General features: G+C 62.9%; 23 protein-coding genes and 1 tRNA gene. 9 read left to right on the top strand and 15 right to left on the bottom strand.

Annotated features, from left to right (window positions below; genetic code table 11):
- Positions 1-161: 161 nt before the first annotated feature.
- Together EJ067_RS24185 and EJ067_RS24180 are read left to right on the top strand one after the other, a co-directional pair.
- On the top strand, positions 162-371 hold the full coding sequence (locus EJ067_RS24185) for a SlyX family protein (RefSeq protein ID WP_126087717.1): 210 nt from the start codon (positions 162-164) through the stop codon (positions 369-371).
- Between the two features lie 38 nt (positions 372-409).
- The gene (locus tag EJ067_RS24180; RefSeq protein ID WP_126087716.1) at positions 410-820 is read left to right on the top strand and encodes a hypothetical protein; all 411 of its coding nucleotides are present in this window, start codon (positions 410-412) and stop codon (positions 818-820) included.
- Positions 821-925: 105 nt separating this feature from the next.
- On the opposite strand, the gene EJ067_RS24175 is transcribed toward EJ067_RS24180, so the two are convergent.
- From EJ067_RS24175 to EJ067_RS24165, 3 genes are all read right to left on the bottom strand, one after another.
- On the bottom strand, positions 926-1,915 hold the full coding sequence (locus tag EJ067_RS24175) for a BMP family ABC transporter substrate-binding protein (RefSeq protein WP_126087715.1): 990 nt from the start codon (positions 1,913-1,915) through the stop codon (positions 926-928).
- Between the two features lie 205 nt (positions 1,916-2,120).
- Entirely contained in the window at positions 2,121-2,441 is a 321-nt protein-coding gene (locus EJ067_RS24170; protein WP_126087714.1) for a hypothetical protein, read from the bottom strand.
- A 92-nt stretch (positions 2,442-2,533) separates the two neighbouring features.
- Positions 2,534-3,235 carry a hypothetical protein gene (locus EJ067_RS24165; protein ID WP_126087713.1) on the bottom strand — a complete coding sequence of 234 codons (702 nt, stop codon included), beginning with the start codon at positions 3,233-3,235 and terminating at the stop codon, positions 2,534-2,536.
- Positions 3,236-3,712: 477 nt separating this feature from the next.
- Here EJ067_RS24165 and EJ067_RS24160 point away from each other — a divergent pair.
- The 4 genes from EJ067_RS24160 to EJ067_RS24145 all read left to right on the top strand — a co-directional run bounded on the left by EJ067_RS24160 (position 3,713) and on the right by EJ067_RS24145 (position 10,794).
- A tRNA-Ser gene (locus EJ067_RS24160) sits at positions 3,713-3,802 on the top strand.
- A gap of 470 nt (positions 3,803-4,272) precedes the next feature.
- Positions 4,273-5,991, top strand: a complete 1,719-nt coding sequence (locus EJ067_RS24155; protein WP_126087712.1) for an adenylate/guanylate cyclase domain-containing protein — start codon at positions 4,273-4,275, stop codon at positions 5,989-5,991.
- 388 nt (positions 5,992-6,379) lie between these two features.
- The gene (locus EJ067_RS24150; protein WP_126087711.1) at positions 6,380-7,594 is read left to right on the top strand and encodes an efflux RND transporter periplasmic adaptor subunit; all 1,215 of its coding nucleotides are present in this window, start codon (positions 6,380-6,382) and stop codon (positions 7,592-7,594) included.
- The gene (locus EJ067_RS24145; protein ID WP_126087710.1) at positions 7,591-10,794 is read left to right on the top strand and encodes a multidrug efflux RND transporter permease subunit; all 3,204 of its coding nucleotides are present in this window, start codon (positions 7,591-7,593) and stop codon (positions 10,792-10,794) included. The genes EJ067_RS24150 and EJ067_RS24145 overlap by 4 nt, the downstream gene beginning before the upstream one ends.
- Before the next feature lie 75 nt (positions 10,795-10,869).
- Here EJ067_RS24145 and EJ067_RS24140 read toward each other — a convergent pair whose 3' ends face one another.
- Genes EJ067_RS24140 through EJ067_RS24125 form a run of 4 tightly spaced genes read right to left on the bottom strand, consistent with a single transcriptional unit; the run spans position 10,870 to position 16,172 of the window.
- The gene (locus EJ067_RS24140) at positions 10,870-11,940 is read right to left on the bottom strand and encodes an adenylate/guanylate cyclase domain-containing protein (protein WP_126087709.1); all 1,071 of its coding nucleotides are present in this window, start codon (positions 11,938-11,940) and stop codon (positions 10,870-10,872) included.
- Between the two features lie 3 nt (positions 11,941-11,943).
- Positions 11,944-12,438: a Rab family GTPase gene (locus EJ067_RS24135; RefSeq protein WP_126087708.1), complete on the bottom strand. Its 495-nt coding sequence runs from the start codon at positions 12,436-12,438 to the stop codon at positions 11,944-11,946.
- Between the two features lie 13 nt (positions 12,439-12,451).
- Entirely contained in the window at positions 12,452-15,499 is a 3,048-nt protein-coding gene (locus EJ067_RS24130) for an OmpA family protein (protein ID WP_126087707.1), read from the bottom strand.
- 7 nt (positions 15,500-15,506) lie between these two features.
- A complete protein-coding gene (locus EJ067_RS24125; RefSeq protein WP_126087706.1) occupies positions 15,507-16,172 on the bottom strand; it encodes a hypothetical protein in 666 nt (221 codons plus the stop codon).
- A 205-nt stretch (positions 16,173-16,377) separates the two neighbouring features.
- On the opposite strand from EJ067_RS24125, the gene EJ067_RS24120 reads away from it, so the two are divergent.
- Positions 16,378-17,283, top strand: coding sequence for a LysR family transcriptional regulator (locus EJ067_RS24120; RefSeq protein ID WP_126087705.1), 906 nt, complete (start codon positions 16,378-16,380; stop codon positions 17,281-17,283).
- Here the strand turns inward: EJ067_RS24120 and EJ067_RS24115 are convergent.
- The 4 genes from EJ067_RS24115 to EJ067_RS24100 all read right to left on the bottom strand — a co-directional run bounded on the left by EJ067_RS24115 (position 17,267) and on the right by EJ067_RS24100 (position 21,708).
- Entirely contained in the window at positions 17,267-17,950 is a 684-nt protein-coding gene (locus EJ067_RS24115; RefSeq protein ID WP_245468033.1) for a peroxiredoxin-like family protein, read from the bottom strand. The genes EJ067_RS24120 and EJ067_RS24115 overlap by 17 nt on opposite strands.
- 360 nt (positions 17,951-18,310) lie before the next feature.
- The gene (locus tag EJ067_RS24110; protein ID WP_245468032.1) at positions 18,311-19,705 is read right to left on the bottom strand and encodes an NAD(P)/FAD-dependent oxidoreductase; all 1,395 of its coding nucleotides are present in this window, start codon (positions 19,703-19,705) and stop codon (positions 18,311-18,313) included.
- Positions 19,706-19,750: 45 nt separating this feature from the next.
- Entirely contained in the window at positions 19,751-20,902 is a 1,152-nt protein-coding gene (locus EJ067_RS24105) for a patatin-like phospholipase family protein (RefSeq protein WP_126087703.1), read from the bottom strand.
- 23 nt (positions 20,903-20,925) lie between these two features.
- Positions 20,926-21,708, bottom strand: a complete 783-nt coding sequence (locus EJ067_RS24100) for a 3-hydroxybutyrate dehydrogenase (RefSeq protein WP_126087702.1) — start codon at positions 21,706-21,708, stop codon at positions 20,926-20,928.
- 255 nt (positions 21,709-21,963) lie between these two features.
- On the opposite strand from EJ067_RS24100, the gene EJ067_RS24095 reads away from it, so the two are divergent.
- Both EJ067_RS24095 and EJ067_RS35715 read left to right on the top strand, forming a co-directional pair.
- A complete protein-coding gene (locus EJ067_RS24095; protein WP_281058933.1) occupies positions 21,964-22,656 on the top strand; it encodes a LysR family transcriptional regulator in 693 nt (230 codons plus the stop codon).
- Positions 22,542-22,880 (top strand): LysR family transcriptional regulator substrate-binding protein, encoded by a 339-nt coding sequence (locus tag EJ067_RS35715; RefSeq protein WP_348639548.1) that lies wholly within the window; start codon positions 22,542-22,544, stop codon positions 22,878-22,880. The genes EJ067_RS24095 and EJ067_RS35715 overlap by 115 nt, the downstream gene beginning before the upstream one ends.
- 64 nt (positions 22,881-22,944) lie before the next feature.
- Here the strand turns inward: EJ067_RS35715 and EJ067_RS24090 are convergent, their stop codons facing one another.
- The 4 genes from EJ067_RS24090 to EJ067_RS24075 all read right to left on the bottom strand — a co-directional run bounded on the left by EJ067_RS24090 (position 22,945) and on the right by EJ067_RS24075 (position 26,348).
- Positions 22,945-23,409: a DUF302 domain-containing protein gene (locus EJ067_RS24090; protein WP_126087701.1), complete on the bottom strand. Its 465-nt coding sequence runs from the start codon at positions 23,407-23,409 to the stop codon at positions 22,945-22,947.
- A 45-nt stretch (positions 23,410-23,454) separates the two neighbouring features.
- Positions 23,455-24,657 carry an MFS transporter gene (locus tag EJ067_RS24085; RefSeq protein ID WP_126087700.1) on the bottom strand — a complete coding sequence of 401 codons (1,203 nt, stop codon included), beginning with the start codon at positions 24,655-24,657 and terminating at the stop codon, positions 23,455-23,457.
- 87 nt (positions 24,658-24,744) lie between these two features.
- On the bottom strand, positions 24,745-25,245 hold the full coding sequence (locus EJ067_RS24080) for a cupin (RefSeq protein ID WP_126087699.1): 501 nt from the start codon (positions 25,243-25,245) through the stop codon (positions 24,745-24,747).
- A gap of 188 nt (positions 25,246-25,433) precedes the next feature.
- The gene (locus EJ067_RS24075; RefSeq protein ID WP_126087698.1) at positions 25,434-26,348 is read right to left on the bottom strand and encodes a LysR family transcriptional regulator; all 915 of its coding nucleotides are present in this window, start codon (positions 26,346-26,348) and stop codon (positions 25,434-25,436) included.
- Between the last annotated feature and the right edge of the window lie 8 nt (positions 26,349-26,356).

The following is a 26,356-nucleotide window of genomic DNA, read 5'->3' as shown; positions in this document are numbered from 1 at the left end:
CTGTCCCACTCGTTATTTTTTTATCGCTTGGTCAAAATGCCTAGCATGATGCCCCGCCCGTGCCAATTGGCCGGAACGCCATTCACTCTCGACAAATCCCCGCGCGCTTGTCAATTTCGAAGGTGGCCGGGAGCTTCACATTCACAGAGATCGGGTTTTGAATGACCATGCCTGACGATCGGCTGACGACGCTGGAAATCCGTGCCGCCGAGCAGGAGAAGACCATCGAGGAACTGTCCGGCCAGATCGCCGAGCAGTGGAAGGTGATCGAGCGCATGGAACGCAAGCTTGCCGCGCTCACCGACCGGTTCCTGGCGCTGGAAGAGCAGGCCGCTTCCGATACGCCTGTGACCAAGCCGCCGCACTGGTGAGTGGGATTGGGGTGAGCAAGCCATGGGGGAAAACGGTCATGGCCAGTGAAGGAGACCGGATCGCCAGGGCCGGCGACTATGTCTTCGGCCTGATGGACGCAAGGGAGCGGGCGCGTGCCGAGCGCGACCTTGAGATCGATCCCGCCTTTCGCGACGCGGTGCTGCGGCTTGCCGAACGCATGCGTGCGCTGGATCCGACCGGAGCGTCCGCCGGTGGAGCGGCGGACAATCGCTGGAAGCTGGTCGCGCAACGCCTCGGCGAACTGCCGCAGATGCGGCTTGCCGGATTGAGCGAGAGCGAGGCGAAGCCGCCGCCCGTCGTGATCAATAAGATCGAGCGCAAACCCTATGGCGTCGGCCTGCATTCCCTGGGCGGCCAGCTTGGATTTGTCATCGCGATGGCGCTGCTTGCGGCGTTCGCGCTGGGCTATCTCGCAGGCACACTATAAAGATCGCGCCATCAGCACCATCGGCTCGCCCTCCATGATGCTCATCCAAAAAAGAAACCGCCGGGCGAAGGCCCGGCGGTCGATGAACCTTGATTCAACTGCCGATCAATACGGGCACTTGTTGTCGGCGGTGTAGTCGTGCACCTCGACCTTGCCGGCGATGATGTCGGCCTTGGCCTTTTCGACGGCCGCCTTCATCTCGTCGGTCACCAGCGCCTTGTTGTTGTCGTCCATGGCGTAGTCGACGCCGCCTTCCTTAAGGCCGAGATTCTGCACGCCGCCCTTGAAGGTGCCGTTCTTGCCGTCCATGAAGGCGGTGTAGACGGCAACGTCGACGCGCTTCAGCATCGAGGTCAGCACCTTGCCGGGCTGCAGGCCGTTCTGATTGGAATCGACGCCGATGCCGAGCTTGCCGGCATCCGCGGCCGCCTGCAGCACGCCGACGCCGGTGCCGCCGGCGGCGGCGTAGACAACGTCGGCGCCCTGGTCGATCTGCGTCTTGGCGATCTCGCCGCCCTTGGCCGGGTCGTTCCAGGCGGCCGGCGTGTCGCCGGTCATGTTCTGGATGACGTCGGTGGCGCCGGCCGACTTGGCGCCGCCGACATAGCCGCATTCGAACTTGCGGATCAGCGGGATGTCCATGCCGCCGACGAAGCCGACCTTCTTCGACTTCGACGCCATCGCCGCCATGATGCCGACGAGGTAGGAGCCCTCGTTCTCCTTGAATACCAGCGAGCGGACATTGGGCAGGTCGACGGCATCGTCGATGATGGCGAAGTTGAGGTCGGTATATTCGGCCGCCACCTTCTTCAGCGCATCCTCCCAGGCAAAGCCGGCCATCACGATCGGGTTGCGGCCGTCCTCGGCGAAGCGGCGCAGCGCCTGCTCGCGCTGCGAGGCGTTGGAGACTTCGAATTCGACGTAAGCGACGCCGGTTTCGGCCTTGAACTTCTCGGCGCCGTGAAAGGCGGCCTCGTTGAAGGATTTGTCGAACTTGCCGCCGAGATCGTAGAGGATGGCCGGCTGGACATCCGCGGCGAAAGCCGGAAGAACCATTGCGGTAGCGGCCAGGAGGCCGAGAACGATACGTTTCATGTGATCCACACCCTGTCGGTTATTTTTCCGTTTGCACCGCATTCCCGCCCGGTTCTCCGGCAGGCACGCGACGTCAGGCAGGAAGTGTTTGCCCCTCCCCGCTGGCGGCCAATCTGGCACGGCCCGAAACAAAATTCACGTGGAATTTTGACCTGTTGGAAAAAGCGTCCAGGCGGACTGTTTCGAGCGGAGCGAAACGTGTGCGTCAGTTGGTCGGGGCGAATTCGTGGCGGCGCCGACGGTAGCCGATGGCGTAGAGCAGGAACGCCAATACTGCGAACACGGCGAACCCCGGCTGTCCGAGTACCCAGGCAACGGCGCCGTCCCAGACCAGCGGATTGGCCTTGGCGCGCACATAGGTTTCGAAGGCCGCGCGGGTGTCGGGCGATACCGCCAGCCAGCTCGCGTTGAGCGGCGTCATGACGAGCGCGGACGCCGCCACCGAGCGCGTGGTGTCGATCACCGCCATGATGACCGAAATCGACAATGCAATCATGGCCGCTAGCCGAAAGATGAAACGCAGCATCCAACGCACTCCCCGGGAAAAGCTCCCGTTTGCCCCGCAACCGACATAGAGCGTGCGCAACCGCCACGCAATCGCGACACGCGATTTTGAGGTTAGGCTGCTTTTGCCGGTTTGCGCCGGTTGACCCGCCAGACGGCGAAGATTCCGCCGGCGATTGCTCCGACGATCAGGCCCGCGAGGCCGATAAAGGCGGCGAAAAACCCGCAGGCGCCTTCGAAGCAGCTCATATGGGTGGCGTCGGCGATCAGCGATCCGGCGAAAAATCCCGCGCAAGCGCCGATGGCGCCGCCAAGGATGATGCCGAGCAGCGCGGCAACGAGCGAGACCAGGAGCGGCGGGCGCTCGGTCTCGGGATTGGCATAGACGGCCTCGGCGCCGGCGCCATGCCGCAGGAGATAGATGCAGAGCAGGCCGACGGCGATCTCGGCCACGGTGAAGCCCAGCGCTTCGGCCGAGAAGACGAAGTCCGGCACCAGAAGGGTGTAGGCCTGGCGCACGATGAGCCACAGGAGGATGACGACCTGCCAGATGGTGTAGTGACGCGGGAAGCGCGTCGACCGGTTGAAGGCAAGGCCGAGCAGGTAAAGCCCCCACAGGATCGTGACGACACTGCCGGCCAGCCCGCCATAAATCAGGAAGAACACGCTTTGCGGCAGGTTGAAGTCGCCGATCAGCCGCCAGTTCGAGATCAGGCCATAGGCCGACAGGCCCATGACGATGATCAGCCACGCCACCGGGATGAAGGAAAGCCCGCTGTCCGGCCGGCCCGCGGGTTCCTGGTCGATCGATGCCATGTCAGGACAGTGCCCCTCGCAAAGCCCAAAGCAATTCCAGGAAAAGTGCGTTAGCGGTTTTCCGTCCGGAACTGCCTAAACCAAACGAAGCAATTCCAGGAAAAGTGCGTCAGCGGTTTTCCGTCCGGAATTGCGCAGAAAACGAACATTTCAGGCAGTCGACAGGCGGCCGCGACCGAAGTCAAGCGCGGCAAGCGGCGCGACCCGGCCTGTGCACATCATTCGGAAGCCGCCCCCCTGGTGAAAGCACCTTCCGGCCATGCGCGGCAAAAGCTTTTGTGCAGTCATTATGGCTTGGCTTTCGCGTTAGGATCGACTAGATGAGCCCCGCGCCTGTTTTGCCTAGACGGCTAGAGGTGCTGGGAAAGGGTCGCCCGCCGGTTGAAGGCACCCCAAATCCTCCGTCGAGGACTTCCCGAGGGAGGCGCATCTCCCCAACCCGCGCGGCGAAACCGGCCAAGCGCGAGATGCAAGGACGGAGAGGTGGCCGAGTGGTTGAAGGCGCACGCCTGGAAAGTGTGTTTACGGGAAACCGTAACGCGGGTTCGAATCCCGCTCTCTCCGCCAGAATTTTTCTAATAAGTCAATTATTTCAAATAGTTAGTTAATTCATAGAAGCGCTTCAAGGTCGAAGCGTCGTTAGTCTGCGTAACAAACGGTCAGGAATCCGCATAGTCGCCATGGCGTCGCTCAACATCGAGCAGGTCAGCGTCCTGTTTGGGGCCGAGGGCGGACCGACCGCCTCTGGCGTACGCGAAGCGAATAGCGGACATTTAAACCGATGGAGCTAAGGTCCTGGATTGGACCCGAAGCCGTCACGGTCCGATTGCGAGCCAACTGCCGCGAACAAGCGGTAGGGAAGGTGGGACTCGCTCGTCAGTGGCGCTGCGGCAGGATCGCCAAGGCGTCGCGCGAGTCATAGCATCACGAAGCGTGACCTGTGGTATGATAGGCTGGTGAGGGCACGCTGGAAGCCCCGGTCCCTACCTGCCTCGGGCCTGCGGCTTGCGTGTCGCGGATCTTGACGGGGGCTCGACATGGAGCGGAAGCTCGCTGCCATCCTTGCCATCGATGTCGTAGGATACTCGGCGCTTATGGAGGCGGATGAAGCGGGCACCTTCGATCGGCTGAAACGTGGCCGCAAAGAGCTGTTCGAGCCGGAAATCGAGACGCGACACGGGCGAATCTTCAAGCTGATGGGAGACGGCCTGCTGGCGGAGTTCGGCAGCGTGGTAGATGCGGTCGAATGCGCGGTCACGCTTCAGCGCGGCATGGCGGAACGTAACGCGAGCGTCGCCGAAGACCAGCGCTTCGAAGTCCGGATCGGAATCAACCTTGGGGAAGTGATCGTCGAAGGGGACGATCGCTATGGCGAGGGCGTGAATGTGGCGTCGCGCCTCCAACAACTCGCCGAGCCCGGTGGCATCTGCGTTTCGGAGAAGGTGTCCAAGGAGGTCAGGCAGAAGCTAGCGTTTGCGTTCGAGCCCATGGGCGAGCAGCGGGTGAAGAACATAGCCGAGCCGATATACTGCTATCGCGTGAACCTGCAGCTTCCGAGAGCAGCTCCGGTCGGGCGATTGGCATCGCTGGAATTGCCCGACAAGCCCTCAATCGCGGTTTTGCCTTTCACCAACATGAGCAACGATCCGGAGCAGGAAACCTTTGTCGACGGCTTGACCGAAGACCTGATCACCGATCTGTCTCGCTCAGCCGGCCTCTTCGTCATCGCGCGCAACTCGACCTTTGCTTACAAGGGGCGATCGGTCGATGTGCGTTTGGCCGCGCGTGATCTTGGGGTGCGCTATGTGGTTGAAGGCAGCGCCCGGCGCGCTGCGGCGCGCGTGCGCATCAATGCGCAGTTGATCGACGCGATCGGCGGCGATCATATCTGGGCCGAGCGCTACGACAGCGGCCTCGAGGATATCTTTGCAGTGCAGGACGAGGTCACGGCCAAGATCGTCGAAGCCCTTATCGGCCGATTGGCCGGACAGCCGGCGCGCAAACGGCCGACAAGTCTCGAAGCCTATGACCTCTGCGTGCGAGCCCGCGGCGTCAGTTTTCAGACCGGGTTAGGCGCGCGGGAAGCGCGCATGCTCCTGGAAAAGGCGATCGGACTCGATCCCGACTATGCCGAAGCACATAGCTTGCTGGCCCTCAATCTTTGGCTCGGCTGGCTGTTCTGGAACGAGCCGAAGGAAACCAACCAGCCTCGCGCGCTGGATGAAGCGCAGCGGGCTGTGGCGCTCGACCCTAACGATGCCGGGAACCGCTGGGTGCTGGGAATCATACTTGGTCACGAACGGCGATACGCGGAATCGGATGCCGAATTCGAGACGACCTTCAAGCTCGATCCCAACCATGCCGATGCCTGGGCGATGCGCTCGGATCTCATCACCTTGAGGGGCGACGCGGTCAAGGGCGTCGAATTCGTGAAGCGGGCTTTGCGGCTCAATCCGCACCCACCGGGGTGGTACTATTGGATGGCAGGCCAAGCCTATTATGCGCTCGGCGACTATCAATCCGCGGTCGAGGCTTTACGCAAACCGGAAACCTACCGCACCACGTCGCGGCGCATGCTGGCGGCAGCCCTCGCGCAGGTCGGGCGCCTGGATGAAGCCCGTCAGGAAGCGGAGTTCTTCATGATGAGCAATCCCCATTTCAGCATCAGGCATTGGGCAACATCGCAGCCATTCGACGACGAGGAAGTGCTCCAGCGCTTCGTCGAAGGCTACCGCAAGGCTGGCCTTCCCGACTAAAAAGCGCATTGCTTTGGATCGCCGGCTTGCTCTCTTCAGGATATAGGCTCGTCTTTTGACCATGAGGGCAATGCCCGTGGGTCCCTTCGATCCATGTCCGTTGAGGGCAGCCGGGCGCTCCGGGACCTCAGGCCGGTCGGGAGAAGGACCGCGCAGCCGGGCGTGAACAGACAGCCGAACGCGCTCAGCGGCACCACCCTCGCCAAAGCCGGGGCCTTTCGCCGCGGCTGACCTAGCCCGATGGCGGGGCAGCCACAGGATGGACATTTCAGCCCACTTGGAAAATGATCAATGTCGCCATGCGCACTGCAGGGCTCTGATCGCGAAGAGAAAGCCTGAGCCTAGAAGCCTATCATCAGACCTCCAAGTCCGGCGAGCGAGGATGCAAATGGACACCCGAGAGAATGGGCAATTGCATCGCGACGCGGGCGGGCGACCCCGTCGATCGGCCGGCTGGCTTGCCCGCGCCGCTGTGTCGGCGGCGTTCCTGCTCGGCGTGGCTTTCAGCAGCGTTGCGTTTGCGCAGGACCAGCAGCCACCCGTGGTGACGGCGGCCAAGCCGGTGGTCCGTGAAATCGTCGAAGATGACGAGTTCGTCGGGCGCTTCGAAGCCGTCGACCAGGTCGCCATCCGTTCGCGCGTCAGCGGCTATCTGGACAAGGTCAGCTTCCAGGACGGCGCACTGGTCAACAAGGGCGACCTGCTCTTCACCATCGACCAGCGTCCCTACCAGGCGGCTTATGATGCCGCCAAATCGCAAGTGGACGTCGCCAAGAGTCTGCTCGAATTCTCCAAGATGCAGTTGGATCGCGCCGACGAACTCGCCAAGACCGGCAATATCTCAACCGCGACCGTCGACGATCGCCGGCGGGAATACCTTTCGGCGCAGGCGCAGATGCAGGGCGCGACGGCTGCGCTGACGACGGCCAGCCTGAACATGGAATTCACCGAGATCAAGGCGCCCTTGTCCGGCCGCATCGACCGCCGGCTGGTGTCGGTCGGCAACCTCGTGCAGCCGGATTCCACCTTGCTGACAACCATCGTCACGCGCGATCCGATCGACTTCTATTTCGACGTCGATGAGCGCCTGTATTTCAGCTACGCCCGCGACGCGAAGGCGCGTGGCGGCAGCATGCAGGAAGGCGCCAGCGGGCTCGACGTGGTGGTTCACGTCGCCGACCGCGCGCAGGCGGTATTCAAAGGCAAGCTCGATTTTGCCGAGAACCGGATCGACAACGCGACCGGCACCATGCGGGTGCGTGCGAGGTTTCCCAACGCCGATGGCATTCTCCAGCCAGGCATGTTCGGGCGCATCAACGTGCCGGGGTCGCTGCCGTATAGCGGCGTGCTGGTGCCCGACGAGGCGATCGGCGCCGATCAGGATCGCCGCATCGTGTTCCTGGTGGACGAGGCCGGGACGGTATCGGCGAAGCCCGTGCGCACCGGCCCGCGTCTCGACGGCTACAGGGTGATCCGCGAGGGCCTGACCGGCGACGAGACGATCATCGTCAACGGGCTCATGCACGCCAGGCCGGGCACCAAGGTGAAGGTCGAGATGGTGACGTTGCCGCCCAGGGCCGAGACCGCCGAGTTGCAGCAATGAGGTTCGCACATTTCTTCGTCGACCGTCCGATCTTCGCATCGGTCGTTTCGGTCGTCCTGCTGATCCTCGGCGGGATTGCTTATACCCAGCTGCCGGTCGCGCAATATCCCGAGATCGCCCCGCCGACCATCGTCGTTCGCGCGCAGTATCCGGGCGCCGACGCCGAGACGGTCGCAGCGACGGTGGCAACGCCGATCGAGCAGGAGATCAACGGCGTCGAGGGCATGCTCTACATGTCGTCCTATTCGTCGGGCGACGGGGCGATGGCGCTGACCATCACCTTCAAGCTGGGCACCGATCTCGATCAGGCGCAGGTGCTGGTGCAGAACCGCGTGTCGGTCGCCGAGCCGCGCCTGCCCGAGGAAGTCCGCCGCCTCGGCATCACCACCATCAAGAGCTCGCCCGACCTGATGATGGTCGTGCACATGCTGTCGCCCGACAATACCTACGACCAGCTCTACGTCTCGAACTACGCCCGCTCGCGGGTGCGCGACATACTGCTCAGGTTAGACGGCGTCGGCGACCTCATCATCTTCGGCGAACGCGAATATTCGCTGCGCATCTGGCTCGATCCGGAAAAACTGTCCGCCCTGGGCATGACCTCGGGCGATGTGGTGCAGGCGCTGCGCGACCAGAACGTGCAAGTGTCGGGCGGCTCGATCGGCGCGCCGCCGACCAACACCGGCACGGCGTTCCAGTACACGGTCACCACGCAAGGCCGCTTCAACGACGCACGCGACTTCCGATACGTGATCGTCAAATCGACCGATGACGGCCGCCTGATCTCGCTGCAGGACGTGGCGCGCATCGAGCTCGGCGCCAAGGATTACGTCACCAACTCCTATCTCAACGGCAAACCGGCGGTGGCGCTCGCCATCTTCCAGCGGCCGGGCACCAATGCGCTCGCCGCAGCCGCGGAAATCCAGGACAAGATGAAGGAGCTTTCCCTCGACTTCCCGAAAGGGTTGAGCTACGACATCGTCTACAACCCGACCGAGTTCGTCGCCGAGTCGATCCAGGAGGTCTACAAGACGATCCTCGAGGCGATGCTGCTGGTCATCATCGTCATCATCGTCTTCCTGCAATCGTGGCGCATGGCGATCGTGCCGATCGTGGCCATCCCCGTGTCGCTGATTGGCACGCTGGCGGTGCTTTACGCCGCCGGCTTCTCGCTCAACATGCTGACGCTGTTCGGCCTCGTTCTGGCGATCGGCATCGTCGTCGACGATGCTATCGTCGTGGTCGAGAACGTCGAGCGCAATATCGCCACAGGGCTGGCGCCCAATCCGGCGTCGCACCTGACCATGGACGAAGTCGGAACGGCGGTCATCGCGATCTCGCTGGTGCTGATAGCCGTGTTCATACCGACGGCCTTCATCCCCGGCATTTCTGGGCAGTTCTACCTGCAGTTTGCGATCACCATCGCGGTGTCGACGGCGATCTCGGCATTCAATTCGCTGACGCTTTCGCCGGCGCTGGCCGCACTGCTGTTCAAGCCGCACTACGCCGCGGCGGCGATGCCGCGCTTTTTCCTGGCGCGGCTCGGACGGGGGCTCGCCGACGGCTTCAATCGCGGCTTTGACAGGGTCGCCCATTGGTATTCGCGCATCGTCCGCGTGCTGGTCGGCTCGTGGATAACGATCGCCGCCATGCTGGCCGTTTTCGCGGCCCTCATCTATGCCACGGTCTACATGGTGCAGGCGGTGCCGCGCGGTTTCATTCCGTCGCTCGACCAGGGCTATGCGATCGTCGTCGTCCAGTTGCCGGACGGCGCCTCGCTGTCGAGGACCGATGCGGTCATCCAGCAGGCGTCGCAGATCATCCAGAAAACGCCAGGCGTCGACTACGCAGTCGCCTTCGCCGGCTTCTCCGGCGCGACCTTCACCAACGCCAGCAACGCGGGCGTGATCTTCGCCAGGTTCAAGCCGTTTGACGAGCGACTGAAAGCCGGCCAGTCGGCGACCCAGGTCATCGGCAACCTGTTCGGCAGCCTGCAAAGCATCAAGGAAGCCTTCATTATCGCACTGCCGCCGCCTCCGATCCGCGGCGTCGGCAATGCCGGCGGCTTCAAGCTGCAGATCCAGGAGCGCAACAGCGCCGACATGCGGCAGATCCTGGCGCTTGCCAACGAAATCGCCGGCAAGGCCAACAAGACGCCGGGGCTGACGGGCGTGTTCACCACATTCTCCGCGTCGAGCCCGCAATTCTTCCTGGCGATCGATCGCGACAAGGCGCGCATCCTGAACGTGCCGATCCCCAACATCTTCGAGACGCTGTCGATCAATTTGGGCACCGCCTACGTCAACGACTTCAACGCTTTCGGGCGCGTCTACCAGGTGCGGGCGCAGGCCGACCAGGCGTTCCGCCTCGATCGCGCCGATATCTTGAAACTGAAGGTGCGCTCGGCGGCCGGCGCGCTGGTTCCGCTCGGCACGTTGATCGAGATCCGCGACGTCACCGGCCCGGCACTGGTCCAGCGCTACAACATGTACGTCTCGGTGCCGCTGCAGGGCAACGCCGCGCCCGGCGTTTCCACGGGCGACGCGCTGGCATTGATGGAAGGGATCACGGCAAAGACGCTGCCGGACGGTACCTCCTATGAATGGACCGAGCTCGCCTATCAGGAGCGCAACACCGGCAATGCCGCTGTCTATATCTTCGGACTGTCGGTGCTGTTCGTGTTCCTGGCGCTGGCGGCGCAATATGAGAGCTTGGTGCTGCCGTTCGCCATTGTGCTTGTGGTGCCGCTCGGCGTGCTCGCGGCGTTGCTCGGCGTGTCTTTCCGGGGGCTCGACAACAACATCCTCGTGCAGATCGGCCTCATCGTGCTGATCGGGCTTGCTGCCAAGAACGCGATCCTGATCGTCGAATTCGCGCGGCAGGCGCAGGAACGCGGCCTGTCGGCCGCCGAGGCTGCCGTCGAAGCCTGCCGGCTCAGGCTGCGGCCGATTCTGATGACCGCCTTCTCGTTCATCCTCGGCGTCGTGCCGCTGCTGATCGCGACGGGCCCGGGCGCAGAAATGCGCCAGTCGCTCGGCACCGCGGTGTTCTCCGGCATGCTCGGCGTCACCTTCGTCGGCCTGTTCCTGACGCCCGTGTTCTACGTCACGCTCAGGTCGCTGTTTTCATGGCGCAAGCCGGGTGCCGAGGCCGAGCCTTCGGGGCCGGCAGAGGCGCCATCGGAGACGGCCGCCGAGTAAGGTTGCGAATTCGCCGCGTCGGGCGTGGCTTGCATGCAGCGAATCTGAAGATCGCGACGCGCTTCAGGCGCCAAGTCAGGCCCGGAGCCGCCACATTCGCACGCGGCCTGTTCCACGCAATTCGGTTTCCCCGAGTGGGTCGCAAGAAAAATCCGCGCCGAGCAATTCGTGGGTCGCATCCGAAATGCGGATTTCATCGGGCTCCGCGGCCTTTTGAATCCGCGCGGCGAGATTGACGGTGTCGCCCCACAGGTCATAGACAAACCGCCTTTTGCCTATCACGCCCGCCACGATCGGTCCGGAGTGGATTCCAATCCTGAGGCTTAGCGGTTCGCCTGCGAAGCGCTCGCGCCTCGCCGTCTCCCGCAGCTCAAGCGCATAGTGCGCAAGGGCTTCCGCATGATCGGATCGCGCGACGGGCAGGCCGGCGACCGCCATGACACAATCGCCGATGGTCTTGATCTTTTCGCAACCATATTGTTCCGAGAGCAGATCCGCCGCCTTGAAGAAGTAGTTCAAGATAGCGAGCGTCGTCGCGGCTCCGACGTTGCGCGCCCTTTCCGTAAAACCGACGATGTCGGCAAAAAGCACGCTCACCTCTGCGTGGCTGTCCGCAATCTGTTCGTCCGCTTTCAACCGCTCCGCGATCGACGCCGGAAGAATGTTGAGGAGAAGGGATTCGGCGCGCCTGTATTCGCGCGACAAACCCTCCTGGCTCTCCCTCAACGCCTCGTTCGTCGATTGCAGTTTCGCATTGAGTTGACGCTCCCTCTCTTGCAGGAGCGTCATTTCATAAGCCTTCTGTTGAAGACGCTGCTGGTGGTCGCGTTCGGGAGTGGCGTCGAGAAAGAGCAGCCACACCGAGCTGCCGTCGCCAAAGAGATGGAGGTCCGCGACACGCCCGCCGGGCAGTTCCATCATAGGCATGTGAAATGGAAGTTCCGGGCAAGGGAGCAGCCCTTCCATGAACTCAAGCTGGTCGGAGACGGGCTTGCCGACGCGAAGCGACGAGAGTCCGTAATGTTCAATGTTGCCGCCCTTCGCGGCTATGCATTGCCGGGCGTCAATTTTCAGATATGCGGCAGAACGCTCATTATAGAAGAAATCGTATATCCAGCTTCTGACTTCTTTCGGCACGCTGGCCATGGTCTACTTGGCGACCATCGAAGCAAGCTGACGAAACGCATCGTCGACATGTACGCCCGAAAGCGCGCTTGTCAGATAGATCTGCCAGCCACGTTGCTTCAGTTCGTCGATCTCGCCATCCGATATCGCCCACCGATCGGCCAGATCGGATTTGTTGAATAGCAATACGAACGGCATGGTGCCGAATTCGGCCTCGGCCCGCTCACGCAGCGTGAGCGCCACGGCGAGAGTGGCGGGCCGGGTTCCATCGACGACAAGCACGAGCCCGGCCGCACCGCGCACATAGCTGACGCGGAATGAGCCGATATCGTCTTCGCCGGCCAGATCCCACAAAATCAGGTCCACTGTCTTGTCCGGAAACGCGACGCTTTTCTTGTCGATTTTCACGCCCACCGTGGTCAAGTAGGTATCTGAAAAGATGCTTTGGACGAACCTGCGCACCAGGCTCGTCTTGCCGACAGCAAACCCGCCCAACATGCAGATCTTTTTTTGCAGCATCCTGGGCCCCGCACTACTCCAAGTTCACCGTAACCGAAACCCGGCGATTGGTGGAGTTCCCAGTTCGACTATTTTCATTTTCGGGCACCGCTGGCTCAAAGGTGCCAGCGCCTCGAACCAGCAGCAGTTCCGGAGCGACGCCGCGCTTGTTGAGAAGCGCGCGAACCGTCTCGGCGCGGGCGGCGCTGATCGACGCGTTGGCCGTCTCACGGCCCGTCGTGTCCGAATGGCCGGTCAACATAAACCGCGCTGTCACGCCTGCCTTGCGGGCATTTTCGGCGAATTCCTTCAATTGATCAGCCAATCTGTCGAGCGCCGGCGTCTGCTCCGGTCCCGGGACAACTCTCCCGGAAGAGAAGAAAATATCGGTCGTCTGGATGGAATCTCTCAAATGATTAAGTTCTGCAAGGTTCAGCTCGCGCAGCTGCGAGACATCAAGAACCACTCCGTCCGCCGAAAGTTGTTCGGCGGCGGCCTGCGCCCGGCCGATCCAGCCGGCAGGAGCCTCGCCCACGACAACGATGCGGCCCTGGATGATCGACAGCCGAACCGATTTCGGCGGGGATAGCGACGCCGTCAGCCGCTTCACCACGAACTTCGGATCAAGACTCTGATAGAATTGCCACTGTGAATGAACGCGGGCAGGATCAACCTGCGTTCCGGACAGCAGAGCTTGCGGGTCGACGGCAAGAGGGTCTCTCAGACCGGAAATGTAGAAATGTCCGCCCCTCGCCGTTTGTTGAGCGACGATGATTCCCGGCTGGGCCTCAAGTCGCGACACATAATACTGCCAATGCTCCGCCGCGCGTGCATCGGGGCTAACATCACGAACCTTGGAGATGTCGAACTCCGGTCCGCCTGCTGAAAGCTGTCGAGCTGCTGCACGCGCTCGATCTATCCAGGTGTCGGGAGCCTCACCCTCGGCAACGATGCGGTCCTTGACGATCGAAAGTCGTACTGTATCCGGCGGATACAGCGACGCCGTCAGCCGCTTCAGCACGAACTGCGGCTCAAGGCTCTGGTAGAACTGCCAGGTTGAATGAACGCGCGCGGGATCGAGCTCGGTTCCCGACAGCAGCGACTGCGGGTCGGCGGCAAGCGGGTCTCTCAGGCCGGCAATATAGAATTGGCCGTCGCGCACGTTCTGCTGGGCGACGATGATGCCGGGCTGAGTCTGCAGACGCGCCACATAGGCCTGCCAGCGCTCCTCGGGACTCACGTCACGGACCCCGGAGATGTCGAAGACCGGTCCGCCGGCTGAAAGCTGCTGGGCGGCGGCCCGCGCCCGGTTGATCCACGCGGTGGTGGCCTCACCCGCGGCAACGATGCGACCATTGACGACTGAAAGCCGCACAGAATCCGGCGGCGCCAGCGACGCCGTCAGCCGCTTCAGCACGAACTGCGGCTCAAGGCTCTGGTAGAACTGCCAGGTTGAATGAACGCGCGCGGGATCGACCTGCGTTCCGGACAACAGCGACTGCGGGTCGGCGGCGAGCGGGTCCCTCAGGCCGGCAATATAGAACTGGCCATCGCGCACATTCTGTTCGGCAACGATGATGCCGGGCTGAGTCTGCAGCCGCGACACATAGGCCTGCCAGCGCTCCTCGGGGCTCACATCGCGGACCCCGGCGATATCGAATACCGGTCCGCCTGCCGAAAGCTGCTGGGCGGCGGCTCGCGCCCGGTTGATCCACGCGGTGGTTGCCTCGCCCTCGGCGACGATGCGGCCATCGACGACCGAAAGCCGCACCGACTCCGGCGGGGCCAGTGACGCCGTCAGCCGCTTCAGCACGAACTCCGGCTCGAGGCTCTGGTAGAATTGCCAGCTCGCGTGAACGCGCGCGGGATCGACCTCAGTTCCGGACAACAGCGACTGCGGGTCGGCGGCAAGCGGGTCCCTCAGGCCGGCAATATAGAATTCGCCACCGCGCACCTTTTGTTCGGCAACGACGATGCCAGGCTGGGCCGCCAGGCGCGACACATAGGCCTGCCAGCGCTGTCCGGATTGCCAGGAGAGAAAGAACCAGCCGCCTGCCGCTATCAAAATCAGCAGGGCCGCCGTCACCACCAGCCAGGGAAATCCTTCTTTCGAATCCGTATGCTGCAGTTCGACGCAGGTCTGCAACTGCGTCTCCACGCCGGGCAACTGCGACGTGTCACCGTCGAACCGCTCCAAAGCCTGCGAGGATTCATCGTGGATGCGAAGCAATGCATCGCGGATTACTTCATGAAGTTCCTCCGGCGGATTTCCCCGGATCACCGCCACCAAGGTCGCGAACGGTCCGACTTCCGACCAGAGGCGAAGCTCCCCGAACCGGATGGTGTCGAGGCCGCTCTGTTCCTTCTCGTTGAACGAGTCCCTCACAAAATCCTGGATTGCGCTGAGCATCGAGGAAATGAGCTGAGGGTCTTCGCTGGTGGCGTTTTCGGCCGTTACATGCGCGATCAGAAGCCCGGAACTGCGGCTGATCAGAAAGACATGTTCAACACGGTAGACGAGAGAATGATTGAGAACGACCTCGGAGAAGCTTGTGCCGGTGCGCCAGGCCTCAAATCTCCACTTCAGTCCGTGCCAGGTGAATATATGCCTTAAAGATTCATTCAGCGACTGGAAGGTCTGGTCGATCTTTTCGCCGATCGACTTGCGAATGGCCGGCAGAAACACCGGATACAATATATCCGTCAGCGTGTGCGGATTCTTCTGGATGGACCGCTGCGCGGCCCTCTCGACAGCCGGCGCGAGGGCCTCGCCGAGTTGCTCATGAGACGCGCGCGCGGTAGCGTCGGGGAGAACGTTCCCCACCGCGGCCGCAAGCTGCTCGGGTTCGTCGAGCAGGTGCGTAACCCGTGAAAGTTCCGAGATCTCGCCGCCGACGAGCAACTGGCGAAGCGTTTCCAGTTGATGATCTGCGGCTGGAATTCCTTCGTAAAGCGCATGGTTGTCCGGATCGACGTTCCGGGCAATTTCCACCAAAAGGCGGGCCAAAGCCTCGCGATCAATCTCGGTATCGTTCGAAGCTCGTCTTTGAGGTAGGCTGATTGGTTCGACGCTCGACGTCAAGTTCCGATCAACTCACTTTCCAGCCACGCTCCGAATTGCCCTTGCTGCCGACGGGATCCTGATTGAGACACTTCGCGACCTCGACAAACAGGCCGGCCAAAAGATTCCGGTCGGTCTTGACGTTGCTGAGATCGGAAAAAATCTTCTCCATCAGCAATTGAGCGCTTTCGTTCTTCTGCTTGATTTCCTCGCGCAGCAAATGGTCGCTTCTGTTCATGCGATCCGCTATTTCGCGCTCGAGCTCGCTCAATTGATCAGACAACGCGCGCACCTGCTTTTCGAGCGCCTGATTCTGATCGCGAAGATTGCGGTCGATCTCCTTGTCAGCCTCGGCTCGCGCATCTTTTTCGTTGCGCAACTGCGTCGCCAGCGAGTCAACCTGCTTCTTCGCATTCGACTCGTAGGTTTCAAGATTGCGCTTGGCTTCGGATTCGACATCCTTGAAGCGCTGCAGGAACCGCTCCTCAAGCTTGGAGAAGCGGCGATCATAGTCCTGCATCTGGTTGCCGAACAAAAGATCGCGTATCTTGTCGACACCTGGAGCGTCACCGCCTGCCCCGCCCTCGCGTGCCTGGGCGGCCATGAAGTTCAGTCCGTTTCCCTCTGGATTACCTATCAGATTTGCGTCCGCTTTGCTTGCTGAAGCAGCGGCACTCGAAGATTCCTTAGCCATCACTATGCCCCAATCGCCAAGTGCAACATTAGGAAGTGTTAAATCATGTCAGACAAATACCCGGCCTGCAAGCTGGATTCCAGGTGGCTGGCCGCTGCATGGCACATTTCGGACTGGCCATGCTTTGCCGAAATCGCTCGATTGCGTTAGCCTGCCAACATGCGTGGTCGCTGATGGACCATTTTCGCTGAGGGGGCGAAATTACATGGAGATGCAGCAGGTCCGCTATTTCCTGGCCCTGTCCAACACGCTGAACTTCACCAGGGCGGCCGAGGAATGCAATGTCACGCAGCCAGCGCTGACCCGTGCCATCAAGACGCTCGAGGAGGAACTGGGTGGAGAGCTCCTTCGGCGCGAGCGCCAGCATTCTCACCTGACCGAGCTTGGGCGTCGCATGCTGCCGCTGCTGCAACAGTGCTACGACGCCGCCACTTCCGCCAAATCGCTGGCAAAGGCGGTGCAAAGCAGCGACGTCGCGCCGCTCAACGTCACCATTTCCAACAGTATCAATACTGCCCTGCTGGTCTCGCCCTTCACGGAGCTGTTCCGGGCCTATCCTGGCGCGCACCTCAAGATCAACCGTGGCTCGCCGGCTGCCGTCATCGACGCGCTGAAGAGTGGCGATGTCGAGCTGGCGATTGCCGGCCCGCTGGGACAGGCGTGGGATCGCCTGGACGCATGGCCGCTGTTCCAGGAGGGGATAGAGCTCGCGGTTAATTCCGATCATCCGCTGGCGCGGCGCAACGAGGCCGATGTCGCCTTGACCCAGCTGGCCGCCGAACCGGTTCTAAGCCGTATCGATTGGGAAACCAGCGAGGAATTGTCGCGCCGTCTTTCCGAGAAAGGCCTTACCCCTCGAACCGCGCACGAAGTCGAGACCGACCAGGATCTTCTCGCGCTGCTCGAGGCCAACGCCGGAGTTGGATTCGTCTCCCTGACCGCACCCCGGTCGCCGAACACGCGCCGGCTGAAGCTTCGCGACCTCGACATTTCGCGGATCGTCTCCGTTTACGCGGTTGCCGGCAGGCATCGATCCGCGGTCGCCACGACCTTGCTCAACCTGCTGAGGTCGGCTGACTGGTCGTCCTTCGGCGTCAGCGAGCCCGCCTGAGCGCGGCGATCAGGTCGTCAATGTCCATGCGCCGGCGGTAATCGGGATCGACAAAGCGATCCATGATGACGCCGTCCGTCCCGACGATGAAGGTCGCCGGGATCGGCAGGAACCAACTGGAGTTGCCCTGGTAGCTTGGCAGGTCATAGGCAACGCCCATCAATCGCTCCATCTCCGCCCCGATCCAGATCGCCAGGTTGAGAGACAGGGCGTAGCCGTTGTCCATGTCGGTCAGGAAGGGGAAGCTTGCGCCAACCGCGGATTTCATCGCCCTGGCGAACTTGCCTCGCTCGGGCATGATCGCCACGATTTGCCCGCCCAAAGCAGCGATCTCCTGCTGGACTTCGACGATGCCGATCGCGTTCAGCCGGCAGTAAGGGCACCAATGCCCGCGCTGGAAAGTGATAACGGCGGGACCCTTGAGCAGGATGTCGGCAAGGCCAACCAGCCTGCCCTCGTCGTCGGGCAGCAGGAACGGTGGCATGACATCGCCCGGAGTTGGCGCCGCTGCTCCGGCTCCCTGTTTCTCCAGGCGTTCCACCAGGCGGTCTACCGCATCGGCGAAATTCCCGTCGATCCGTCGGACCGCCGCAGCGATCACCGCCAGCCGCTCGTTGAGAGGCGCATCAAGTTCGACGGCTGCCTGGACGGCCTGTTCGAATGTCATGGGCTGGTCGTCGGCGGCCATTTCTGCACTTTCATCGATCTGAAGCAGCCTATCATCGAAGCCCCTCTGCGACGGCCATGTTTTTCTTGCATGGTTTTGATGCCTTGCGCGCATCAAAGCGGACGAGGTTCGCATTCTGTTCGCCGCATCACCCCAGTTCGTTACAACATGTTCCTGATATCGGCGGAAAATGTCGGGAAGCCGTGGAACCATGCCGGCAGGCTGCGATGCCATGATGGCGTGTTTCATGGCGAGCGCGAAGAAAGCCCCCGCGGCAGGGTCGCGACGGTGACACCCATTCCGGCGTTGCCGCCGCCCAGGATCACGACATCATACTTTTCCATCGCAGCGCCGCCGCCGCTAGTGAAGCTTGATCCGGGGCCTGGTGCGCCTGATCACCATCTCGCCGATCGAATTCAACACGGTCTTTGCAAGGCCGTGCACCGCCCTGAGATGCATCTTGTGGAGCGAGCGATAAGCAAGCCTGGCAAGCAGGCCTTCGATCCTCAGGCCACCGACCAGGCTGCCGAACGCGCCGTAGTCGGCGAGGGAGACGAGGGAGCCGTAGTCGCGGTAGCGGAAGGCCGGCGCGGCCCGTCCCGCGAGGCGCACGGCGACCACCTTCACCAGGTGATCTGCCTGCTGATGCGCTGTCTGCGCCCGGGGCGGCAAAGCATTGTCTTCGCCCGGCAGGACGCAGTTCGCGCAGTCTCCAATCGCGAACACGTTCTCGTCTCCGACCGCACGCAATGTCTCGTCCACCTTCAGGCGGTTGATGCGATCGGTGTCGAGGCCATCGAGACTTTTCAGGAAATCTGGCGCCTTGATCCCGGCCGCCCAGACGACGAGCTCCGCCGGCACAAACAGTTTCTCGTCGAGCCGGATGCCTTCCTCGGTCACTTCGGTGACCTTGATCCCGCAGCGGATCTGCACGCCCAGCTTGACGAGCAGTTGCGCCGAAGCGCGCGCCATGTGTTCCGGCAGTGCCGGCAGGATGCGCGGCCCGGCCTCGACGATGGTGATGCGGATCAACCTCTCGAAATCGATGTTGTCGAGATTGTGCGACGCAATTTCCCGCATCGACTTGTGCAGTTCGGCCGCCAGCTCGACGCCGGTGGCGCCAGCGCCGACAATGACGCAATGGAGTTGACCGGGCGACAGCTGCTCGTATTGCGCATTGGCGCGCAGGCATGCGTCTATCATGCGCTTGTTGAAGCGGGCGGCCTGCTCGGCCGTATCGAGCGAAAAGGCATGGCGCGCAGCGCCCGGCGTGCCGAAATCGTTGCTGATGCTGCCGACGGCGAGCACCAGCGTGTCATAGCCCAGCACCCGCGGCGGTATGACCTGCCTGCCGTCATCATCGAAGCTGGGAGCAACAAAGACCTGGCGCTTGGCACGGTCGATGCCGACGACCTCGCCGATGCGGTAGCGATAGTGGTGCCGGCTGGCATGAGCGATGTATTCGACGGCATCGTGCGACGCGTTCAGCGCGCCGGATGCCACCTCATGCAGGAGCGGCTTCCAGATATGGGTGCGGTTGCGGTCGACAAGCGTGATGGAGGCTCGCCGCCTGCCGAACTTGCGGCCGAGGCGCGTCGCCAGTTCCAGTCCGCCCGCGCCGCCGCCGACGATGACCACGCGATGCAGTGACTTGTCCGCATGGGAAGGTGTCTCCGGGATCGTACGGAAGAGCGCGGCGTTGTTGGCAAGCACGGCTTCCGGGATCAACCGCATGCCGGGAGCGATGATCTGCATCGGTGGTCTCCGTCTGTTTGCTCGGCGCCAGGGCACCTGAGCCCATCATTCTTGCGATTCGTGGATGACGATGCCCTGCAGCATGTCGACTTCGCATTCCCAGGGCTTGTCCGTCAGCACACGCCGGCCATGCTCGTATCCCGCCTGCCAGCGGGTGCGGATGCCCGAGCGGGTGAAGTCGATGTCCTTGGTGTGGTCCTCGCCGTCGAGGCGCGGCGAAAGCAGCCGAACGAGATGCATGACAGACGGGCAGCCATAGGAGGCGAGTTCCTTGAACATCGGATCCTCGCGCCGGTCCTCCGGCACCAGCTTTCCCATCTCGCGCACCACATGGCGCAGCCGGTGCAACTGCTCCTGGCGGGCGACATGGCTCTTGCCGCGGCTGGCGTATTGAAGGTCCTTCTGCCGCCCCATGACCTGCCAGATCGATTTCGGCTCGGTGGCACGGGGCTGCCACATATTGACGGCAAAGATCAGCGCGTCGCGCCGCGGACGCTCGTCCAGCACGACCTCGATCGGCGTGTTCGAATAGATGCCGCCATCCCAGTAGGGCTCGCCGTCGATGCAGACGGCCGGAAATGCCGGCGGCAGGGCGCCAGATGCCATGACATGCGCCACCGACAGCGTCATCTCGCGCGTGTCGAAATATTTGAGCTCGCTGCTGTTGACGTTGACCGCGCCGACCGTCAGCCGCGTGTGGCGGCCGTTGAGGTAGTTGAAGTCGATCAGATTGCCCAGCGTCCTCTTGAGCGGATCGGTGGTGTAATAGGACGCATTCTCGACGCCGACCTCGCGATTGACCCCGAACATGGCGCTTGGGTTGGGCTCGAAGAACCCCGGGATGCCGCGCATCACAGTGCCCATATTGGCGAAGATGTTGCTCGGAACCATCATCCGGAAGAACTCGTCGAGCGGGCTGCTCCGGCTAACCCCTTCCCAGAACTCCTGGAGCCTCGGCAGGCGATCCCTGGGCTCGTTTCCGGCAATCAGCGCGGCGTTTATGGCGCCGATAGAGGTGCCGATCACCCAATCCGGTTCAACGCCGCCTTCGACGAGCGCCTGGTAGACGCCGGCCTGGTAGGCGCCAAGCGCGCCGCCGCCTTGCAGGACAAGGACAGTCTGGCGTCTGGCCTCGCCTTGATGGCTGACTTCGACCGCCGGCTCGGAGACGGGCGGATTTCGCGTGAACTTGTTCATGGCTTTGGCTCCTCGTGCCGGATCTAGTGAGCGGTCCAGCCGCCTTCGATCGGCATGACGGCGCCGGTGATCGAGGCCGCTTCGTCGGAGGCGAGGAACAGGCAGAGCGCTGCGACCTGCTCCACGGTGACGAACTGCTTGGTCGGCTGCGCGGCCAGCAGCACATCCTTGATCACCTGCTGTTCGGTGATGCCGCGGGCCTTGGCCGTGTCCGGTATCTGCTTCTCGACCAGCGGGGTGAGCACGTAGCCGGGGCAGACCGCGTTGACGGTGATGCCCTGCTCGGCGACTTCCAGCGCGACGGTCTTGGTCAGGCCGGCGACGCCGTGCTTGGCCGCGACATAGGCGGATTTGTAGGGCGAGGCGACCAGCGCGTGCGCCGAGGCGACGTTGATGATGCGGCCCCATTTGCGGGCCTTCATCGCCTGCAGGGCGCGGCGGATCGTGTAGAAGGACGACATCAGATCGATCGCAACGACCGCTTCCCATTTCTCGATCGGGAAGTCGTCGATCGGCGCGACGTGCTGAATGCCGGCATTGTTGACCAGGATGTCGACGGCGCCGAATTCCGCGATGGCCTTGTCCATCATCGCCGTGACGGCGTCGCTCTTGCTCATGTCGGCGCCGTCATAGCGGACGGTCACGCCGTGGTCGGCGGCCAGTTTCGCCCGCAGCAACTCGATCTCGCCGGCATTTCCGAAACCGTTCAGAACGATGTTGCAGCCCTTGGCCGCGAAGGCTTCCGCGATACCCTGGCCGATGCCGCTGGTCGAACCGGTGATGAGTGCTGTCTTGCCACTAAGCATTGGTTTTCCCTCTGTTTGGGCCGCAGGCCCGGCGTCTGCGAGCGACGGGCAGCGCCCGGCTCTTGATCTGCGGATCAGTATGGCTAGCTGCCCGAAACCGCGGAAATGCCGTTGAGACATGGATTCGATAGCCGACGGTCAGACCGTCGCGCCGCGACTGGATGTCGATCGGGTTGTTTGACGTAAGGGCAGCTAGTAAGATCGTCCGGCAACGCGGGGTCGTGCCGTATGCGCGGCCGGTGAGGGAAGCGTGCAGTGGAGATCAGCCAGGTCAGATACTTCTTGGCAGTCGCCAAGGAGTTGAATTTCACTCGTGCGGCCGAGCAGTGCAATGTGACGCAGCCGGCGCTGTCGCGCGCCATCAAGCTGCTGGAGGATGAATTCGGCGGCGCGCTCTTCCACCGCGAGCGCCGCTTCACCCACCTCACCGAGCTCGGCCGCATGGTCGAGACCTATCTCGAGGGCGTCTTCGCGAACTCGCGCCAGGCAAAGCAGATCGCCGAGCAGTATGTGAATCTGAAAAAGATGCCACTGAGGGTCGGCATCATGAGCACGATCGCCCCGGACGAGATCATCGAGCTCATCGCGGCCGTCCGCGGACATCACCCCGGCGTGGAGCTTCACCTTTGTGATTCAGACGCCGTGAGCCTGAGGCGAAGGTTGCTGGAAGGCAACCTCGAGGCCGCCATCTATGCGCTGCCGTCGAATGTCCCCGACGAAGAAGTGCATTCCCTGCACCTGTTTCAAGAACAGATGGTGATGGCTGTTCACATGGCCCACCGCCTCGCCAACCAGAGCGTGGTGCGGGTGAAGGATATGAGCAACAAAGCTACATCCACCGCAACAACTGCGAGTTTGCCGGCTATGCGGATGCGATCCTCGCCGAGCAGGGCGTCACGGTCAGCCCCGTCTACTGGAGCGATCGCGACGACTGGACGCTGGCCATGATCGCCGCCGGACTCGGTTTCGGATTCATGCCCGAGCACACCGCCAAGCATCCCGGCGTGGTGGCCTTGCCGATCACCGAGCCGGAATTCTGGCGCGAGGTCAATCTCGTCACTGTGCGCGGCCGCCGGCATTCGCCCGCGGTCGGCGCGCTGGTGCGCGAGGCCACGCAGAAGAAATGGTTCGGGGAGCGGGCGAAGGCTTTGTCCGCCGCCGCCGCCGAGTAGTTTTCGCAGCGCGAGGCGCGCCTTCCCCGAATGCCCAGGCAGCGGATCTCCGCCGCACGTGCGCTCAGTTCTTTCTCACCGTCGTGGTCACGGACTGGATGACCTCCGTCGCCATCTTGAACTGCGCGGTGCGGTCGGTGATGCCGTGCCGTTTGGCGATCCAGTCGAAATCGCTGTAGGCGGCGTAAACCGAACCGTCCGCGGTCTGGTAGACCAGAACCCGCACCGGCCAGTCCAGCCCGGCCTCGGGATTGGACGTGATGAAGGTCGTGCCGAGCGCCGGATTGCCGAACATCACCAGCCGCGACGGCCTGACGTCGTTGCCGGCCTTGTTGCCGAGCCTCGCCTGGTCGATCACGCCGAAGAACATGATGCCCTTCTTCAGCACGTCCTTCTTGATGCGGGCGACGGTCTCGGCGACGGAATAGTCGCTCTTGACCGTGACGACGCCGTCGGATGCGGCGGCCGGGAGGACAACCGCCATCAGCATGGCGGTGCCGGCAACAAGGGTTTTCAGGTGGTTTGTCATGTCAGTCTCCTTTGTTGGATGGCGAAGGTGTCGGTTTCGAAAATGTCACGTCCTTGGCGTTTGCAGCACGCGCGCGACCGCGATGGCGCCGGCGAGAACCGCGGCGAGCACGCCCACGCATGCCGTCCACCCGATATGGTCGTAGAGCTGCCCGATGATGAAGCTTCCGGCGAGCCCGCCCGCATAATAGGACGCAAGGTAGATGCCGCTCGCGGCGGCGCGGTCGCGGGAGGCCGTCCGGCTCACATGCCCAGTGGCGATTGCCTGCGCCAGGAAGGTGCCGATGGCAACCAAAGCCATCCCGACAAGAACGACCGGAAGGCTGGCGGCAAGCAGCAGGAGCAGCCCGGCGATCGCCAGCCCGAGCGTCGCTCCGATCCCTCCGCGCGCACCGAGACCTGCCGCGACGCGCCCGGCAAGCGGCGTCGTCAGCATCGACGGCAGGAAGACGAAATAGACCGTGCCCAGAGCCATCGGCGTCAGCGACAGCGGTGGCGCGACGAGCTGAAAATTCACATAGGTGAAGGTGCCGATGAAGACGAAAAGGATCAGGAAGCCGATCGCGAAACAGGCGCGCAGCTCGGGATTCTGCAGCGGCGCCTTCCAGGCCGCGCGGGCGACCCCGCCGGTCGCGCCGGCGCGCATCATTGCCGAGGTCTTCTGCAGCGTGAACCAGACAAGGGCGGCGCCGGCAAGGTTGAGGGCGGCGAAGGTCAGGAAGTTGGTGGAGATGCCGAACGTATCGGCGACTGCCGCCGACATCAGCCGGCCGAAGAAGTTGCTGGCGACGTTGCCCGTCACATAGGCCGCGAGCGCGCTCGTCGTCTGCCGCGCGGAAAAATGCTCGGCGAGGTAGGCCATCGTCAGCGTGAAGGCGGTCGACATGCACAGGCCTTGCGCCACGCGCAGCAGGGCGAAGGCGACGATGCTGTCGGTCTGCGAAAGCAGCGTCGTCGGGATCGCCAGGATGGCCAGGCTGATCCAGATGCCGTTGCGGCGATCGATGCCGCGCCCGAAGAGCGCGACCGCGATGCCGGCCACCGCCATGCCGAACGTGCTGGCATTGACGGCGAAGCCCATGGTCGCGCGGCTGACGCCAAATCGTGTCACCAGCGAAGGCAGGATGGCCTGGGCGGCGAACAGATCGACCAGCGTCAGGAACGCGATCAGCGCAATCAGGCCGAAGCGCCAGCTGTCCGCGGCCACCATGCGGAGCCGCGTCGGTTCGGTATGGTCACTGGTCGTCATGACAGGCTCCGTGGGTGACACGTCCCCGGGTCGTCGCCCGAGGACGCGCTTTTTGGTTGCTGGGATCGGCTCACTGCGACGAGCGGCTCACATCATGTGGTCGTCGTGCATGGCCGGCGGCAGGACGTCGGCCGAGTAGAGGACGGCCGGAACCTTGCCGTTGTTCTTCCACCAGTGCGCGAGCTGGCCGAACTCGGCCGTCACGTCGCCGGCCGGATGCTCGATGCCGACCTTGCAGGTGCTGGCGTATTCGGTGATCGAGCCTTCGACGACGATAATGTTGGCCGGGCGGACATTGTGCTCATGCCACGGCACGACGCCGCCGGGCTGAACGACCAGCTTGCGCAGGCGCAGCATGTTGCCCTTCCAGGCCTCGCCCTTGCTGCTCAGGTCGATCGCCGCGAGAACCGTGTCGGTCACGCCGACCGGCTTGCTGGGATGTTCCTGGATGTCGGTCGTGGCGGCCTGGCCGGCAGGGCACTCGCCTGCGAAGACCGGGGCCACGGAAAACGCGGCGGTTGCGGTAAGAAGTCCGAGCGTCAGCGCCAGCTTCAGCGGCACCCGCAATGCAATAGTCTTGGAAGCCATGTCTAGTTCTCCTTTGTCGGTGCCCAATCGCGGAAGCGGGGCATGACAGGAGAGTGACGGCAGCTTCGAAGAAAGAGAAATGCTGACTGGCTCTTAAATCGATACCTGAAAACTATGGTGGATCATCGCGCCAACAAGCCATCTCCGCCATGACATTCATCACCGCGTCAGGCTTTCACTTCGATTTGCTACGCGGCCGTTTTCCTGACCGACAGGTCGATGCCGCTTTCCGGCCAGCTGTGCGCCTTGACGCTGTTCACGAACGTCGATGTCGCCGGCGAGAAGCGGCGCCCGGCCACCACGACCAGCGAGACCTCGCGCCAGACTTCCGGATCGATGACGGGCCTGATCTGCAAGCCTGGGATGACGGCGCTGAACTCGGGGATGAAGCAGATGCCAAGCCCGCCGGAAACCATGTTCTGGATCCAGTCTTCCCGCTCGCTGGCGTAGGAGATCCTGAGTTTCACGCCGCGATCGTTGCAGAGACCGGCGAGGTGATCGCGATACTCGCAGTTCAGCCGCCTCAGGTAGTTCTCGCCGTCGAGCTCGGAAATGGCGACATTGTCGTTGCGGGCCAGCCGATGGCCATTCGGGAACGCCAGGACGAACCGCTCGCGATAGAGCGGCGTGACGTCGAAGCGCTCCGGAAAAGCGTTGCTGGACGCCATGATGGCGACGTCGATCTCACCCGCTTCGAGCAGTTGCGACAGCGAGGCCGGCACACCCTCCACCAGCTGCAGCTGGATGCCCTGCTGCCGCCTGTTGAAATCGGTCAGCAGGCCGGTGAAGCGGCGCGGACCGATGGTGCACATGACGCCGACCTTGAGATTGGCGTTCTCCAGGCAGAGGAATCTCGACGCCTCCTGGCGCACGCCGGTCACCTCATCGAGGATCTGCTGGAACCGCGGGCGAAGCAATGCGCCCAGATCGGTAAGATGGGTCAGGTTCCGTTCGCGGCGAAACAGCAGGCCGCCGACCTCGTCCTCCAGCTGCTGTATGGCGCGCGACAACGCCGGCTGGGTCACGTTGCATCTTTCGCCGGCGCGCGTGAAGTTCCGCGTTTCGCACACGGCCAGGAAATAGCGGATGTGATGAATGTCCATGCGGATCG

This window comes from Mesorhizobium sp. M1D.F.Ca.ET.043.01.1.1 (assembly GCF_003952385.1).
Lineage (GTDB): Bacteria > Pseudomonadota > Alphaproteobacteria > Rhizobiales > Rhizobiaceae > Mesorhizobium.
This window is presented reverse-complemented; position numbering and strand designations above follow the sequence as displayed.